Here is a 16,679-nt window from a genome sequence, read left to right as displayed (position 1 = left end):
GCGAGGATCACGCTACGCCCAGTTCCCTGGAGGACCCGTGCCCAACTCCTCGCCGCTTGGGCGACGCCTTCGCAGCATCCTGATCGGGGTGTTGTCGCCGGCCCTGCTGGCCGTGTCCGCGGTCAACGTCCCGACCGCTCGCGCCGAGCAGCCGGACAAGCTCGAGCCGAAGCTCGCGGTCAGGCTCGCGGACGGCCGCTCGGACTTCTGGGTCCGGTTCGAGCGGCAGCCCGAGCTGACCTCCGCGGCCCGGGTCGCCGACTGGACCGAGCGCGGCAAGGCCGTCGTCTCCGCGTTGCGCGCCAAGGCCGATGATGATCAGGCCGGCGCGACCAAGCTGCTGCGGGCCGCGAAGACCGACTACGTCCCGCTCTACATCGACAACTCGATCTACGTCCGCAACGGCAGTAGGGAGCTCGCGGCCAAGCTCGCCGCCGATCCGAAGGTGCTGTCCCTGCGGACGCCGACGACGTACGCGCTCCCGGAGCCGCAGGTCGAGCCGAAGGCCGCGGTCACCGCCGGTGTCGGGTGGGGTGTCTCGGCCATCCATGCCGACCAAGTGTGGAGCCGCTACCACGCGACCGGCCAGGGCGTCGTGGTGGGGAGCATCGATTCCGGTGCGCAGTACGACCACCCTGCGCTGGTCTCGTCCTACCGCGGAGCCAACGGCGATGGCACCTTCAACCACGATTACAACTGGTACGACCCGGGACACGTGTGCGGCACCGACGCGCCGTGCGACAACGTCGGGCACGGGACGCACACCATCGGCACCATGGTCGGCGACGACCACGCCGGTCATCAGGTCGGAGTCGCTCCTGGCGCCCGCTGGATCTCGGCCAAGGGCTGCGCGACGGACGGATGCGACGATCTCACGCTGGCCCTGAGCGCGCAGTGGATGCTGGCGCCGACCAAGCTGGACGGCTCCGATCCCGACCCGTCGAAGCGGCCGAACATCATCAACAACTCCTGGTCCAGTCCGGCCAGCGACCCGTGGTTCGAGGAGTGGGTCCGGCAATGGGTCGCCGCCGGGATCTTCACGACGTACTCCGCGGGCAACAACGGTCCGGCCTGTTCCACGGTCGGCTCGCCCGGTGACTACCCGGAGGCATACGCGGTCGGCGCGGTGGACGACAAGGGTGCGGTGGCGAGCTACTCCTCGCGCGGCAACCCTGCGGTCGAGGGGATCAAGCCCGACATCGTCGCGCCGGGTCAGATGATCCTGTCCAGCGTTCCCGGCGATCGGTATGCCTACTACAGCGGTACGTCGATGGCCGCACCGCACCTCAGCGGTGCCGTCGCGCTGCTCTGGTCGGCCGCACCGGCCCTGATCGGCGACGTCGCCGCGACCCGCGCCGTCCTCGACCGGACCGCGCACGACCACGATGACACCAGTTGCGGCGGTACGGCGGCTGACAACAACGTCTACGGCGAAGGGATGCTGGACGTTGCCGCAGCGGTCGCCGGCTCACCACGCCCGGATGCCGGCCTCCTCACCGGCACGGTCACCGACAGCGGCGGGAAGCCGATCGCCGGCATCAGCCTCAGCGCTCCCGGCAGCAACGTCGTGACGACCGACGCCAGGGGCCGGTACGAGCTGTATCTCGACGCGGGCGACCATGACGTGACCGCGCAGGGTTTCGGCTACGACACCCAGGTCTTCGCGGTCCAGGTCGAGAAGCAGACCACGATCACGAATGATCTCCAGCTCGCTGTCACTCCGCGGGCGACCCTGAGCGGGCTGGTCCGTGACGGCTCGGGTCACGGCTGGCCGCTCTACGCCAAGCTGACGATCGAGGGTGCGGCCGGGGTGTGGTTCACCAAGCCGGCCACCGGGCGCTACACGATCGACCTGCCCGTTGGGACGACCCACAAGCTGACGGTCGCGCCCGTGTACGGCGGCTACACCACGACCACCGTGGACGTGAAGCTGACCGACGACCTGGTGCAGGACGTCGCCGTACCGATCGATACCCAGACCTGCAAGGCACTTGGGTACGACGCTCAGTGCAACAAGGTGCGCGGTGGGCTGGTGGAAGGCCTTGTCACCGACGCGAACACCAAGCAGCCGGTCAACGGGGCGGCCCTCACGCGCTCCGGGCAGACCGCGACGACCGTCACGACGCCGGACGATCCCGCCCTGGCGGATGGGTTCTACTGGTTGTTCGCACCGGCGAGCGCCGAGAAGGTCGCCGCCATGATGCACGGCTACCAGCAGCAGAAGAAGGCGGTCACCGTCCAGACCGACTGGGCCAAGCCGCTGAACTTCTCGCTGCCGGCGGGACTGCTCACCGTGCGCGAGTCCGCGGTCGACGTGACGGTCCAACTCGGCAAGTCGGCCCAGGCCGAGGTCACCATCACCAACGAGGGCACCGCGCCGGCGTCGTACACGCTGGCCGATGTCCAGCGCGGCTTCGAGCTGCAAGGAGCGGGCCGTACGGCGGGATTCGGCCGGACGACAGCCAGTACGCCGGTCCGCCGTGAACCGATCCACCCCGAGCCCGGCCACACCCTCGGTGGTGCCGCAACCCGTGGCAGTGCTCAGGTGGCCCCGGAGCAGTCGGTGGCCGGGTCGTGGCTGCCCGCGGCCAACTATCCCGTGGCCGTGAGCGACAACGCCGTCGCCAGCCAGGACGGTCTGGTGTACTCGGTCGGCGGACTCGCCGCCGGTCAGGTCGTCGCGGCGTCGTACGTGTACGACCCGTCGACGCTGCAGTGGCGGCGGTTCGCGGACATGCCGGAGTCGCGTCGCAAGCCGGCCTCCGGCTTCGTTGACGGCAAGCTGTATGTGGTCGGCGGATGGGGGCCGCAGGATCTCGCGGCCGCGGCGACGCTGATCTACGACCCGGCGGCCGACCGCTGGAGCACCGGTGCCGCCAACCCCAAGCCGTGGGGTGCGGTCGGCTCGGCGGTCCTCGACGGCAAGGTGTACTCGGTCGGTGGGTGTGCCGGCGAGTGCCAGAGCTCTACGACCGACGTGTTGGCGTACGACGTGGCTCACAACAAGTTCGACACAGTGGCGCCGTACCCCGAGCCGATCTCCTGGCCGTCGTGCGGCGGCATCGACGGCAAGGTGTACTGCGCCGGCGGTCTGGGCATGGACAGTTCCGGCACCGGGCCGCAGAGCACCGCCCACAGCTACGTCTACGACCCGGGAACGAATGCCTGGACACGGGTCGCGGACCTGCCGCTCGATCTGTGGGCGAGCAGCTACACGGTTGCCAACGGAGTGCTGACGGTCACCGGTGGCGTCGCTGTGGACTCGACTGTGCTGACCAACGAGGCCTTCGCGTACTCGCCCCGAACCGACCACTGGACGGCGTTGCCCAACACCACCAACGCCCTCTATCGCGGCGCTGCGGCCTGTGGGCTGTACCGCGTCGGCGGACTCCACGACGCTCGCCAGGTCCCCTATTCCGAGGTTCTGCCTGGCTACGACCAGTGCGCCGAGGACGGCACCGACGCGGCGTGGCTGACGGAATCGGCCGGCAGCGGCACGCTGGCCCCGAAGGCAAGCGCGACCATCATGCTGACGGCGGACTCCGCGGCGCTCTCCCAGCCAGGGATCTACCGGTCCGCGCTGTCGGTCCGCGACGACACGCCGTACGCCGGTCCCTCGGTCGACGTCACGCTGACCGCGCGGGCGCCGGCGAACTGGGCCCGGCTCTCCGGCACCGTGACCGGCCGGTCCTGCACCGGTGAGGCGACACCGTTGCCTGGAGCAACCGTCGCGATCGACCGGCGGATGGATTCCTGGGCGTTGACCAGCGGGATGGACGGCCGCTACGCCGTCTGGGTGCGTGGTGGGGCAGTCAAGGCACGGGTCGTGGTGGCTGCGCCGGACTTCCGGCCGGCATCGGTCGATGTGGTCCTGCGCCCGGGCTCGGACACAGTCCTTCCCGTCACCGTGCAAGCCTTGCACTGCTGACCGGCTCTTCGGCCGTGGCCGATGAAAGACTGAGCCCCGGTGACCGTTGGGTCACCGGGGCTCAGGGGTTTCAGGTCAGAAGTCGCCGCCGCCGAAATCTCCGCCGCCGAAATCTCCGCCGCCGAAGTCCCAGCCGCCGGAGTCGCCGCCGCCGTCGCCCATGTTGAAGTCGCCCCCGCCGTCGCCGCCACCATCACCGCCACCGTCACCGTCACCGCCGCCATCGCCGCCGTCGGCCTGGCCGGCTTCATAGCCGGCCGCGTAGTCGCCGTAGCCGCCACCGGCGAACATGCCGCCGAGCGCCGTACCGAGGAACAGGCCGGTCGCGATACCACCGATGCCCCCGAACATGCCCTGCGCGTACGGCGAATAGGCCGGACCGGCCTCCCAGTACGGCACCCGCTGCGGGCCGACCATGACCTTGCGGACGTCCGGCTCGGCGCCGGCGCGGACCCGCTCGGCGTCGGCCGCACAGGCCGGTACCTCACGCGGCGCGCCACCCGGCGGCGCCCACATCACGTCGGCCACGGACGGGCCGTGCTGCGGGTTGAAGAAGCAGGACGGGCGACGCTGCGGGAGCGGCTCGCCGGCCACCCGGGCGCGCACACAGGTCGCGGCGTACCGGCCGTCCTCGAGGATCTCGATCACGTGTTTGATCTGGTCGGCCTGGGTGACCTGACCGACCGCCTGCTTGGCGGACTCGTAGGAGTCCAGCGCGCGCTGGTAGTCCTGCCGCGCTCCGTCGCCGAGGTCCTTGCCGACCATTTCCAGGTCGAGGTCCTGCAGTTCCTCGCCGAACCGGGTGATGTCCTCGTCGGCGGTGCGCTTTACCGACTCGAGTTCGCCGGCGGTGATCTCGTGCTGCTTGCGGGACTGCAGCTGGGTCCGACGGTACGAGCGATATGCCAGCACCGCGATCACCACGATGGCGATGATCAGGATGAAGTCCATGTCGGGCCTCTCTCAATGGCTTTACGGAGAGCCTATCCAACTCCGCAAGGCTTTCTCGCCACGCAGGGTGACGCAATGCCGGGAAAGCGATCACCGAGCGCGCATAATCGATGAGCGCCGCCCTGCGAACCGTCGTATCCCCGCCGGAAGGCTGTTCCATGGGCAAGACCTCCCGACTTCTCACCCTCGCGGCGACGGGCCTCACCCTGGTCCTCCCCGCCCCGCCACCACAGTCGCCCCCGGCGCAGCCGTCGTACGAGGAACTCCCGCTCGACGGGCCTTCGATCCAGGCCGAAACGAAGCCGTTCTCCATGGTCGCCATCACCTGGTCACAGAGCACGTGGCCGGAGGGCACGCAGCGGGTGTCGGCGAAGGTCCGCGTCCGGCGCGACGGCTCCTGGACCGACTGGCAGCCACTCCAGGTCGAGGACGACCACGGCCCCGATCCATCGACTCCCGAAGGAATCGAGCGCGCCGGCACCGACCCGCTGTGGGTCGGCGATGCGACCGGTGTGCAGGCGAGTGCCGTGATCAGCAGCGGTACGACGGTCAGCGACGCCAAGGTGATCCTGATCCAGCCCGGCGTACTCGCCACCGACGCCGACGAGCCCCAGGCGTCCGGTGTGATCGAGCCCGAGGCGAGCAGGGCGCCGTACCCGATGCCGGCCATGGTGAGCCGGAAGCGATGGGGTGCCGACGAGCGGCTGCGCAGTCACAACGGCGCGGCCTGCGCGCGACCGAAGTACACGGCCACCGTGCAGGCCGCGTTCGTGCACCACACCGCCGATCGGAACGACTACACGCGGACGCAGGTCCCGGCGATGGTGCGGGCGATGTACACGTACCACGTGAAGAGCCGCGGCTGGTGCGACCTCGGCTACAACTTCCTGGTCGACCGTTTCGGCCGCGCCTTCGAGGGCCGGTACGGCGGTGCTCAACTGCCGGTGCTCGGTGCGCACACTGCTGCGTTCAACTCGAACTCCTTCGGTGTCGCGGTGATCGGCAACTTCGAGAAGACCGCGCCACCGGCCGCGATGCTGGAGATGACGGCCCGCGTGATCGCCTGGAAGCTGGACGCGAACTATCGGTCGCCTCATGCAACGATCACGCTCGACGGTAGTCGGCTGCAGACCGTCTCCGGGCACCGCGACACCAAGGCGACCGCGTGCCCGGGCCAGCAGCTCTACAGCAAACTCGGTTGGCTGAGGCAACGAATCAACACGTTGATCGGCGGCAGCGTCTCGACCCCGATCTACCGGTACGCGCGGGGGATCGGCTTCAGGTATCTGGGTCAGCCGTTCTGGGGTGAGCACCGGACGAGGACCGGCTGGGCGACGTACTTCGCCACCCGCGACGTCTTCTCTTCCGTTGCCAGCGGCACGCATTCCACGGCCGGCGTGTTCCGGACACGGTATCGGCGGCTCGGCGCCGGCAGCGCACGCCTCGGGCTGCCGGTCACCGACCTGTACGCGGTGCAGGGCGGCCTGAAGCAGAAGTTCCAGCGCGGCTGGCTCATCTACAACCAACCCCAGCGCAAGGTCTACGTCCAGTATGGGAGAGCGTCATGAAGAAGCGTGCGATCGCCGCCGTCGTCCTGTCCTCCGCCCTGATCAGCGCGAGCGCGCAGGCGAGCCCGGTCGAGCCGAAGGCCGCTGCTGCCGGCACGACCATCAGCGGTCGTGGATTCGGGCACGGCCGCGGGATGTCGCAGTACGGCGCCCAGGGCGCGGCCATCGCCGGGAAATCGGTCCGGCAGATCCTCGACTTCTACTATCCGGGGACGACGACCGGCAAGGCAACCGGCAGCATCCGAGTCCGGATCAGCGCCGACACCACCGACGGCGTCCGGGTCGGCGCCGTCAATCGGCTGAGCGTGCGCTCGTTTGCCACCGGCAAGGTGTACACGTTGCCGGTGGCATCGACCCGGAACCAGTGGTCGATCGATCCGTACGGCGATCACGGCACCAAGGTCAGCTCGTTCGACGCGAAGTCCCGGAAATGGACGCTGTGGAAGACGTTCACCGGCATGACGCAGTTCGAGGGTGCCGCCGTGACCGGGTTGATCCTGCCGAGTGGAGCGGTACGCCGGTATCGCGGCGCGCTCCGGGCCATCGACGTCTCCGGTGCACACCTCGACACGGTGAATGTCGTGTCGCTCGACTACTACCTGCGTGGCGTCGTACCGCGAGAAGCCTTGTCCAGTTGGCGTCCGGCCGCACTGCAGGCGCAGGCCGTTGCCGCACGCACCTATTCGGTGTTCCACCGGAGCCGGGCCGCGCGGAAGGCGTACGACCTGTGCGACACCACATCATGCCAGGTGTACGGCGGGTACGACTCGGAGAAGGCGTCGACGAATACGGCCGTCGCGGCGACCGCGGGGCAGATCAGGTTGTACAAGGGGAAGCCGATCATCGCCGAGTTCTCCTCGTCGAACGGCGGGGCGACGGCGGCCGGTGAGGTGCCGTACCAGGTCATGAAGGCCGACGGCTGGGACGCGTACCCGAACAACGGGAATCCCAACGTGACCTGGACGGTGACCCGGACGGCGGCGGAGATGCAGGCGGTCTTCGACGTGGGGGCGATCCGGAGCCTGCGGGTGCTGAAGCGGACCGGCGTCGGCCCGTCGGGCGGCCGGGCCCTCACCGTCGAGGCGGTCGGGTCGAAGGGACGCCGGGTGCTGACCGCCGATCAGGTCCGTATCCGGCTGCATCTGCGGTCCGACTGGATCGCGTTCCCCTCTTGATATGCCAACTGCTGCCTTCGGGGACGGCGAACGCTGAGCCATTGACGCCGCATCCCTGGGCCGGTTAGAACGTGACATCGATGTCAATCACCACCGCCCAGGAGGATCACAGTCGATGCGCAGGAAAATGGGTATATCAACTCGGATCGCGGCCGGGGTGCTCGCGGTCGCCGTCCTCGGGTCGCTGACCATGACCGCGGCCGACGCCGGGACGAATCCGGCGGCTCGTGCGCAGGCGTCGTACGACGCGATCAACAAGTACTTCGACGCGGGCAACGGACTGTTGCTCGAGGAGTACCCGAACACACAGACCAACCCGTACTCGTATGTCTGGCCGTACTCGCAGGCGGCGATCGCCGCTGAGGACCTGGCGGGTGTGCCGGGCGCCGGGCGGAAGGCGTCCGAGGAGGCCGACCGGCGGATCGCGGCGTACGAGCCGTACTGGAACGCCGGTACGACGCCGACGGGCTACGACTCGTATGTCCGCCCGCCGCTGGGTCAGGGTGGGGACAAGTTCTACGACGACAACGAGTGGATCGGACTGAACCTGATCCAGCGATACAAGCGGACTGGTGACCGCGCTGCGCTGGCTCGGGCCAAGGACATCTTCACGCTCGTCGTGCACGGGTGGGACACGGATCCGTCGCACCCCTGTGCGGGTGGCGTGTACTGGACCCAGGCGCCGTGGAGCCAGGACCGCAACACGGTGTCGAACGGGCCGGGTGCTGAGCTCGGTGCGCATCTGTACCTGCTGACGCGGGACCGGTCGTACCTGACGTGGGCTCAGACGATGTACAAGTGGGCGCAGGACTGCATGCTGGCGCCGAACGGCTTGTACTGGGACCACATCGACCTGGCCGGCAACGTCGAGAAGACGCAGTGGAGCTACAACCAGGGCGTGATGCTCGGTGCGGGCGTGCTGCTCTTCAAGGCGACCGGCAACCGGCAGTACCTGGCGGACGCCAAGTCCGTCGCGAAGGCGTCGCTGGCGTTCTACAGCACGCAGGAGATGCTGGCCAAGCAGGGTGCGGCCTTCAACTCGATCTGGTTCAAGAACCTGCTGATCCTCGACTCGGTGGCGCCGGACCCGCGCTACCGGAAGGCAATGCAGGCGTACGCCGACGACAACTGGAACACCACCCGCGACCCGGCCACGAACCTGTACCACTTCAAGGACGGCTCGGTCGAACTCCTCCAGCAAGCCGGCATCACCCAAGTCCACGCCCTCCTGTCCTGGCCCCGCTCCAAATACAGCCTCCTCGCCTGACCAGCCCGGGCGGGTCACCCCACGACCTCAGCAACGATTGAGGTGCCTCCGGAAATGCACCGCGCCGCCCGTCCTCGCAGGGGACGGGCGGCGCGGTTGTTGTTGTTTGTCAGGCTGCGGCGGTTGCCGTCTTGATCTCCACCGGAGTGATGGGGGTTCCATCGGTGGGACCGTTCTGCGGGGTGACGCCCGTCTTCGCAACCTTGTCGATCAGTTTGAGGCCGGCCTCATCGACGGTGCCGAAGGCCGTGTACTGCGGGCCGAGTCCGGACGCATCGCCGTACACGATGAAGAACTGACTGCCATTCGTGTTCGCCCCGGAGTTCGCCATCGCGAGCACACCGCGACCGTACTTCAGCGTCGGGAAGACCTCGTCCGCGAAGCTGTAGCCCGGACCGCCACCACCGGTGCCGGTCGGGTCGCCACACTGCAGGACCTGGAGGCCTTCGCCGACCGTGAGCCGGTGGCACTTGGTGTTGTCGAAGAACTTCTGCCCGACCAGGCTCAGGAAGTTCTTCACCGTGCACGGCGCCAGCGCGCTGTCCAGCGTGAGCTGCAGGTCGCCGATCGACGTGTTCAGGCTGACCTTCGACGTGCCCGACGCCTTGGTCTTGCCGTCGGCCGGCGGGTTCACCGGCTTGCTGGCCGGCTCGGCGCTCTTCTTGTACGCGCAGCTCACCTGGGCCGGCAACGGCGTCGGCCGCTTCAGCGGCGCCGCGAGCGCGGTCGGGATGTTCGTCGCCTTGTTGTCCGGCCCGGCCGACGAGGGCAACTCGGTCGGCGCGGCCGCCGGAGTATTGCTGCTGCCGCCGGTCCCGATCACCACGAAGACCCCGACCACGACCACTACCACCGCGGCGATCGCCGTGATGGTGACCCCCAGGTTTCGCCGCTGCCGTCGCCGCTCAGCTTCCCGCTCGGCCTGCCGCTTGGCCTTGCGCTGCGCCAGCTGATGCTGATGGGTCTTCTTGGACATGCAGTACCCTCCTCACCGAGATGCCTGCAGGGAACCTACAGCCTCAACCTGAGAACTGTCTGTCAATTCCACGTCCAGCCGGCCGATGCCGAAGCGGCTGGTCGGTTGTGCGGGTGAAGAGGCGGCCGGCCAGGTCGATGCCGGTGATGGTGCCGGCCGGGGTGCGGCTGAAGTACCCGCGCTGGCCGGCCAGGCCGCCGGCGGTGACGATGTACTCGTCGTCGGGCAGGAAACCGATCGACGCGGCCGGGAGATCCGGCGGCATCTCGACATCCGACGCCTCGCGGAGTTCGGGCTTGATCTCGACTGCGAGAGTCACCTGGGTGCCGTCGGTGGCGATGTCCAGGTTCATCGCGTCGATCTCGTACCGCCCGGCCGCCTCGCGCGCCCGCGCCTCGTCGTACGGGATCGGCTCGGGCTCGCGCTCGACCAGGCCGAGGAAGTTCTCCAGCGCCCAGCGCACCACCGCCTGATTGAAGCTGTACCCGTCCGGGCCGGCGTTGGTGAACGACACGACGGCGAAGTCCCGCTCGGGTACGACGAGGAGCTCGGCGTACTGCCCGTTGCCCGAACCACCGTGCCCGATCGTCAGCACCCCGTCGATCTCACGCCGGAACCAGCAGATGCCGAGGCCGTCGCCCATCGTGCTGGCCCGCAGCTCGATCGTCTCGTTGCGCATCCCGTGCAGGGTGCCGGTCGGCAGCAGTCCGTCGCCCGTGCCCAGGTGGAACCTTGCCCACCGCAACAGGTCGTTGACCGTCGAGACCGCGCCGCCGCCGGGGTTGTTGCCGCGTTCCCCGGCCCGGTTCGCCTTCCACAGTACGGCGGGCCGCTGCGCGCCGGTCTCGTCCGGGTTGTGGCCGACGGCAAACTTCCTGCTGATCACGTCATCCAGGTCGAACACCGTGTTCGACAACTCCAGCGGCTCGAGCAGCAACTCGGAGATCGCCTTCTCGTACGGCGTCCCGGTGACGTTCTCTATGATCCGGCCGGCCAGGTTGTACCCGGCTTGGCTGTACGACGCCCTGCTGCCAGGAGCCGCGATGATCGGCAGCGCGGCCAGCTTCCCCACGAACGCGGCTAGCGACTGATCACCGTCGCCGGGGTCGATCAGGTTCCAGTCGAGGCCGGCAGTGTGGTTGAGCAGGTTGAGCACCGTGATCCGCGCGGCCACATCCTCGTCCATCAGGTTCAGCTCCGGGATATATCGCCGTACCGGCGCGTCCAGCTCGACCTTGCCCTGCGAGACCAGGCGCATCAGCGCCGTCGCGGTGAACGTCTTCGTCACCGACGCGATGTGGAACAAGGTGTCCCCATCCACCGGCTGCGGGTTGTCGACACTCGTCACACCGTGGGAGGCCACCATCTCCTGGCCGTCCACCAGCACCCCGACCGCGACCCCAGGGATGCCGAACTCCGCAGCCGTCTTCTCCACGAATCGAGCCAGCTCGTCCTGCACCATATCCCTCACTCCTCACGGACTTGAACTAAGTACAGGAGGAGCGTAGTCCGCTAATTGAACACTGTGCAAGTATTTCCTGCACTTTGTTCAAGAGGTTCAGCAGGCCGAGGGGGTGCTGTCGGTGATGGTCAGGAGTTGACGACCGGTCGGCGGTGCGACGGGTGTGGGGCCGCAGCAACCGCCGGTCTCGCCGGCGCTGTCGCCGTACGCGAGGTTGGACGAGCAGACGCCCGTCTCCGGCAGGTTGAGCTGGACGTCGCGGGCGCCGGTCCAGTCTCCGGCCAGCGCGGCCACCACGGATCGGGCCTGTTCGTAGCCGGTGGCGAGCAGGAACGTCGGTGCGCGGCCGTAGGACTTCGCGCCGATGGCGTAGTACCCGGGCTCGGGGTGAGCGAGTTCGTCGACGCCGTGCGGTGGGACCGTGCCGCAGGAGTGCTTGTTCGGGTCGATCAGCGGGGCGAGTGCGCGGGTGGAGCCGAGGATCGGGTCGAGGTCGAGGCGCAGTTCGGACACCATCTCGTGGTCGGGGCGGAATCCGGTGGAGTTCACAACGGTGTCGGCGACGACGGTCCGTTCGCCGGAGGTCAGCTCGACGCGTCCGCCGGCGGTGCGGCCGATGGCCTCGATCCGGAACGAACTGACGAGCTCCACCTGGCCGGACTGCACGAGCTTCTTGAGCCGGGAGCCGAGCGCGCCGCGTGCGGGGAGCTCGTCGGCTTCACCGCCGCCGTAGGTGCGAGCCTGGTCGGTGCCACGGACGACCCAGACGATCTCCGTGCCGGGCGCGTCCTGAGCGAGTACGCCGAGGTCGAGCAGCGTGGTCGCGGCCGAGTGGCCGGCGCCGACGATCGCCGTACGACGACCTGCATAGCGATCCCGGTCGGCGCCGAGTACGTCGGGCAGCGCGTGCGCGATGCCGTCCGTGGTGGTCTCGCCGCGTGCCGGGATGCCGGAACCGCCGAGGACATTCGGTGTGCGCCAGTTGCCGGCGGCATCGATCACGGCCGAGGCGAGCAGCTCGGTGTCGTCGGCGAGGCGGATCAGGAACGGCGCGGCCTCGCGCCCGGCCGTGCGGATCCGGTCGAAGCCGATCCTCGTCACCGCTGCGACCTGAGCGCCGTACCGGATCCGGTCGTTGAGTTGCGGAGTCTTGGTCAACGGCTCGAGATAGGCGTCGATCAGCTCGCCGCCGGTCGGCAGCGAGCCGAGGTCGGGTTCGGTCCACCCAGCACTTTCCAGCAGGCGCCGGGCCGCGCTGTCGAGGTCATAGCGCCACGGGCTGAAGAGCTTCACGTGCCGCCATTCCTCGATCGCCGCGGCCACGCTCGGCCCTGACTCGAGCACGACGAAGTCCAGGCCGCGCTCGGCCAGCTGCGCCGCCGCGGCCAGCCCGACCGGACCGGCGCCGATGACCACGATCGGGGCTGCTGTTGGCTCGCTCACGATCCACTCCTTATCTTGAAGTTCATCTAATCAGCGATGTCCACCTTGCCTCTTGATTAGACAGCAGTCAAGATAGAAACATGTCGAAACAGGAGATCACGCTGATGCCGGCCTCCGGCGGTACGTGCTGTACGCCGATCTCCGACGCGGCCCTCGATTCGGGCGGAGCGGTCGAGGGCGCCGCGGTCTTCAAAGCCCTCGCCGACCCGATCCGGCTGCGCTTGCTGTCGATGATCACGTCCGCCGACGGTGAGGTCTGCGTGTGTGAGCTGACACCGCAGTTCGACGTCAGTGGGCCGACCATCTCCCATCACCTCAAGGTGTTGCGCGAGGCCGGCCTGGTCGACTGTGAACGCCGCGGCACGTGGGTCTACTACTGGCCCGTGCCCGAACGGATCCAGTGGATCTCGACTCTTCTCGCCGTACCGGCGACCGCGCACTGAGACCTGCAGGAGCTACCTCGTGAACAAGCCCACCGTCCTGTTCGTCTGCATCCACAACGCCGGCCGCTCCCAGATGGCCGCCGGCTGGCTACGCCACCTGGCCGGCGACACGGTCTCCGTCCTGTCCGCCGGATCCGAACCCGCCGATCAGCTCAATCCCGTTGCCATCCAGGCGATGCAAGAGGTCGGCATCGACATCACCGCCGCCGTCCCGCAACGACTCTCGACCGAAGCCGTCCAGTCCAGCGACGTGGTCATCACCATGGGCTGCGGCGACGCCTGCCCCTTCTACCCAGGCAAACGCTACGAGGACTGGGAACTCCCTGACCCGGCCGGCCAACCCCTCCCCGCCGTACGCCAGATCCGCGACCAAATCCGCACCCACATCGAGTCCCTGATAGGCACCCTCCAGCCCACCTGACCCCAACTGCCGGCCGCTCAGTCCACCGCTGACGACCGCATCGACGGAGTCGCTCGACCCGGCAACGCGGCCTGACCACGGCCCCGACTAGTGGTCGCCGCGCCCAGCACCGGCGACGTCGGCAGCGCAGTGACCTCGACCGATCGCCACTGCGCCGCAAGCCGCCGACCGGCCGAGCCCCGGGCCGCCGTCCGCCGGCCGGCCGAGCCGCGGTCACATGGATCCGCCGTTCGTACATCGACGGCGACCCGACTGCCTCGTGCAGATCGCCGTACCCGCGGCTCCGGAGGAGGATCGCACTGTTCCGCGCGTCCAACCAGGAGATCGCCAGGCGGACCGCCGTACCGCATCCCGGGCCCGACGAACCCGCCGTGCACAGCCTCTGTCCTACCTGATCACAGCCGAACTGGCTGGTCGCCGCGTCCAGCACCGGCGAGTCAACCGCGGTACTGCCTCGACCTGACAGCACGGGCTGGCCGTGGCCCAAGGGGATGGTCGGCGTGTCCAGCACGGACGACCTCAGCGGCGGGGTGGCCTTGACCTGACAGCGAGGGCGATTTCAGGCCGGTCGCCGTTCAAGCGCGGAGTCAGCACCAGACGGAGCGTCAACCGACGCCGTCGTTTTCGGTCGAGCGCCGAGCCAGCGCGCAGGTTCGGAGGCAGTCACGGCCTCGCGGCGTTCGTCGGCCGATCGATCGTCGCGGAGTCCGTGCAGCGGTTCGGATAACTGATCGTCGGACGGCGCGAGGGGTTGATCGCGATCGGATGTGTGGTTCTCCGTGGTCAAAGGCTGGGCAGGCGGAGTGGAGGGCTCGCCCCAGATGGCGAGGTTCGCCGCCTCGCGAAGTGGCAAGCCCGCGAGTGGTTCGGCGCTCTCGCCCTTGGCCGCCAGCAGCCGCCGAAGGACTTCCGCACCGGTTGCCGTACGGCGACTCGCGGAACCGGCTGCATCCGAAGCGGCAACCAGCGTGACCGGAGTCGGCCCGCCAGACTCGCCGAGTGATGCCGTGCCGTCCGCGGGCTCGGGCAGCGATGGTGATGCCACGCCGGGCTCCGGGCCGGACGAAGATGGTGGCGATGGCGTGCCGCGTTCTGGCCTGGGCATTGGTGATGCCGTCGCACCCGGCTCAGGCGGCGTCGTCGCACCCGGCTCAGGCGGTCGGGGTGTCGTCGCGCCCGGCTCGGGTGGTCGGGGTGTCGGCGCGCCCGGCTCGGGCGTTGAGGGCGAGCGGGACTCAGCGGATGGGTTGTCTCCCAGGTGCGGTGAGCCCGTATGAGGTGATCCGGACGGGTCGTGTCCGTTGTGCGGTGAGCTCATGCGGGATGCACCGGTCGTGCTTGGTCCGGTGGGCGGCGGCGGTGGCGGTGGCGGCGGCGGTGGCTGTGGCGGTGGCTGTTGGGCGGGCTGGTGCCGTGGTCGGCAGGGGTCGGGTTGCCGGGCTGGTCGGGTGGTGTGTTGGGGTGGCGGGTCGGCCCAGGCGGGGCGGGCGACGTGGACCTCGCCGTCGGTGATGGTGATGGTCCACTCGCCGTGGTGGAGGTCGACGTGATGGCGGCGGCAGAGCAGGCACAGGTTGTGTACGGCGGTGGCGCCGCCGTCGATCCAGGACTGTAGGTGGTGGGCGTCGCACTGCACGGGTGGGGCGCCGCAGACGACGCAGCCTGTGTCGCGGGCGTTCAGGGCGCGGCGCATCGCGCCGGTGACCAGCCGCTCGGCCCGCCCGACGTCCAGCGGCTCCGACTTCGACCCGAGCACCAGCGGGATGATCTTGGCGTCGCAGGCGAGTCGCCGGATGGTGGCCGCGGACAGTCCGTCGCCGTACACCACATCGCCGATCGCATCCGCGGCCGCGGACTTCAGGTCCTGCAGGTCGATGGTCACGGTGATGTTCGCCTTCGCACCAAACCCCGGAATCCGCCCAGCCCCACCGACCCCGCCCGCCCCATCCACGTCCGCCGTACCGGCACCGGCCGTGCGGGCATCGGCCGCACCCGGCGCACCGGCGCCCGCTGTAGTGGCTCCGGCCGTGGCGGCATCAGTTGGACGGGCTGTGGTGGTGGTGTCGTAGGCGGTGGCGGCGAGGGTGAGGGCGGTGGTGAGGGCGTCGGCTTGGCGTTTGTCGCGGGGGCGGGGGTCGAGGTCGCCGGTGTGGGTGCGGTGGGGGCGGGCGCCGGCGTGGATCAGGGAGCGGAGGAGTTCGGCGTTTTCGTTGGCCAGGTAGCCGCGGAACTTCACGCCCCGGTCGGTTCCGGTCAGGGTCAGCGATTCGCGGGCGTAGGCGTGGTGTTCGTCGGGTTCGGGGCCGTCGGTGTCGAGGATGTCGCGGACGCGTTGGCCGGCCTTGCGTAGTTCGGCCGGGGACAGGTGGCGGGCCAGGGCGAGGAGTTCGCGTTCGGCCACGTCGAGGTCCTCGACCGGGACAGTGTCGGGGACTTTCTCGAGCGCGGTCACGATCGCCTCGGCCTGGGCCGGGCGCAAGAACCCCTCCGCCGCGCCCGCCTGGTCCGCCTCGTCCGGCTCCGGCTCGTGCGGAGCGTCGGTCGGGGTGTCGGGTGAATCTGCCGGCGGGTCGTTGCCCGGCGCGCCGGGGTGGCCGGTGGCGGGGAGGGCGGCCGACACGGCGGCGTATTTCGAGAGGGTTTGGGCGAGGCGGACGTCGCGGCGGGCTTGGGGACGGTCGAGGCGGTAGCGGAACGCGAGGAGCTGGGTGGTGTCGTGGGCGCCGATCTCCTGGGCGTAGCCGTCGTGGTCGAGGCTCGCGATGAGGTGGAGGCGGTAGGTCTGCCGGCGGGCGAGGTCGGCCTCGAGGGCGTCGAGAGCCGCGAGCTTTTCGCTGCCGCTCATCGACCACACCGGCCGCGCACCCAGGAGTTCCATGCCGTCAACTCTAGACACAGCCACCGACAGTTCCCAAACCCGGAACCCCTTGTTTTCAAGGGATTCTGCTCATCCACAACGCATCGTCGGCTATCCACAACCTGCAGCCCTTGTGGACAACCTGAAGGACGTTGCCTCGGGCAAGCATCATAACCGTGGGGTTTCTA

Annotated in this window: 11 protein-coding genes; 6 read left to right on the top strand and 5 right to left on the bottom strand. The window is 69.1% G+C overall.

Translation table 11 applies throughout. The annotated features are described in order from the left end of the window. The first annotated feature begins 37 nt into the window (after positions 1–37). Positions 38–3,928 (top strand): S8 family serine peptidase, encoded by a 3,891-nt coding sequence (locus ACXC9Q_RS00240; RefSeq protein ID WP_457054414.1) that lies wholly within the window; start codon positions 38–40, stop codon positions 3,926–3,928. A gap of 75 nt (positions 3,929–4,003) precedes the next feature. Here ACXC9Q_RS00240 and ACXC9Q_RS00235 read toward each other — a convergent pair whose 3' ends face one another. Then, a complete protein-coding gene (locus ACXC9Q_RS00235; RefSeq protein WP_457054413.1) occupies positions 4,004–4,879 on the bottom strand; it encodes a hypothetical protein in 876 nt (291 codons plus the stop codon). A 158-nt stretch (positions 4,880–5,037) separates the two neighbouring features. Between ACXC9Q_RS00235 and ACXC9Q_RS00230 the strand changes: the two genes are divergently transcribed. The 3 genes from ACXC9Q_RS00230 (at position 5,038) to ACXC9Q_RS00220 (ending at position 8,889) form a co-directional block, all read left to right on the top strand. After that, a complete protein-coding gene (locus ACXC9Q_RS00230; protein ID WP_457054412.1) occupies positions 5,038–6,447 on the top strand; it encodes an N-acetylmuramoyl-L-alanine amidase in 1,410 nt (469 codons plus the stop codon). Further along, entirely contained in the window at positions 6,444–7,622 is a 1,179-nt protein-coding gene (locus tag ACXC9Q_RS00225) for a SpoIID/LytB domain-containing protein (protein ID WP_457054411.1), read from the top strand. Before ACXC9Q_RS00230 ends, ACXC9Q_RS00225 begins: the two co-directional genes overlap by 4 nt. A 127-nt stretch (positions 7,623–7,749) precedes the next feature. Next, entirely contained in the window at positions 7,750–8,889 is a 1,140-nt protein-coding gene (locus ACXC9Q_RS00220) for a glycoside hydrolase family 76 protein (RefSeq protein ID WP_457054410.1), read from the top strand. A gap of 109 nt (positions 8,890–8,998) precedes the next feature. Here ACXC9Q_RS00220 and ACXC9Q_RS00215 read toward each other — a convergent pair whose 3' ends face one another. The 3 genes from ACXC9Q_RS00215 to ACXC9Q_RS00205 form a co-directional block, all read right to left on the bottom strand. Further along, positions 8,999–9,865, bottom strand: coding sequence for a peptidylprolyl isomerase (locus ACXC9Q_RS00215; RefSeq protein ID WP_457054409.1), 867 nt, complete (start codon positions 9,863–9,865; stop codon positions 8,999–9,001). Positions 9,866–9,908: 43 nt separating this feature from the next. Next, entirely contained in the window at positions 9,909–11,327 is a 1,419-nt protein-coding gene (locus tag ACXC9Q_RS00210; protein ID WP_457054408.1) for a serine hydrolase domain-containing protein, read from the bottom strand. Between the two features lie 96 nt (positions 11,328–11,423). Further along, positions 11,424–12,770 carry an FAD-dependent oxidoreductase gene (locus ACXC9Q_RS00205; protein WP_457054407.1) on the bottom strand — a complete coding sequence of 449 codons (1,347 nt, stop codon included), beginning with the start codon at positions 12,768–12,770 and terminating at the stop codon, positions 11,424–11,426. Between the two features lie 80 nt (positions 12,771–12,850). On the opposite strand from ACXC9Q_RS00205, the gene ACXC9Q_RS00200 reads away from it, so the two are divergent. Both ACXC9Q_RS00200 and ACXC9Q_RS00195 read left to right on the top strand, forming a co-directional pair. Continuing rightward, positions 12,851–13,213 (top strand): ArsR/SmtB family transcription factor, encoded by a 363-nt coding sequence (locus tag ACXC9Q_RS00200; protein WP_457054406.1) that lies wholly within the window; start codon positions 12,851–12,853, stop codon positions 13,211–13,213. 19 nt (positions 13,214–13,232) lie between these two features. Beyond that, on the top strand, positions 13,233–13,634 hold the full coding sequence (locus tag ACXC9Q_RS00195) for an arsenate reductase ArsC (RefSeq protein ID WP_457054405.1): 402 nt from the start codon (positions 13,233–13,235) through the stop codon (positions 13,632–13,634). A 559-nt stretch (positions 13,635–14,193) separates the two neighbouring features. Here the strand turns inward: ACXC9Q_RS00195 and ACXC9Q_RS00190 are convergent. Beyond that, positions 14,194–16,512, bottom strand: a complete 2,319-nt coding sequence (locus tag ACXC9Q_RS00190) for a DUF222 domain-containing protein (RefSeq protein WP_457054404.1) — start codon at positions 16,510–16,512, stop codon at positions 14,194–14,196. Positions 16,513–16,679: the final 167 nt, after the last annotated feature.

It is taken from the genome of Kribbella sp. CWNU-51, assembly GCF_054073265.1.
This window is presented reverse-complemented; position numbering and strand designations above follow the sequence as displayed.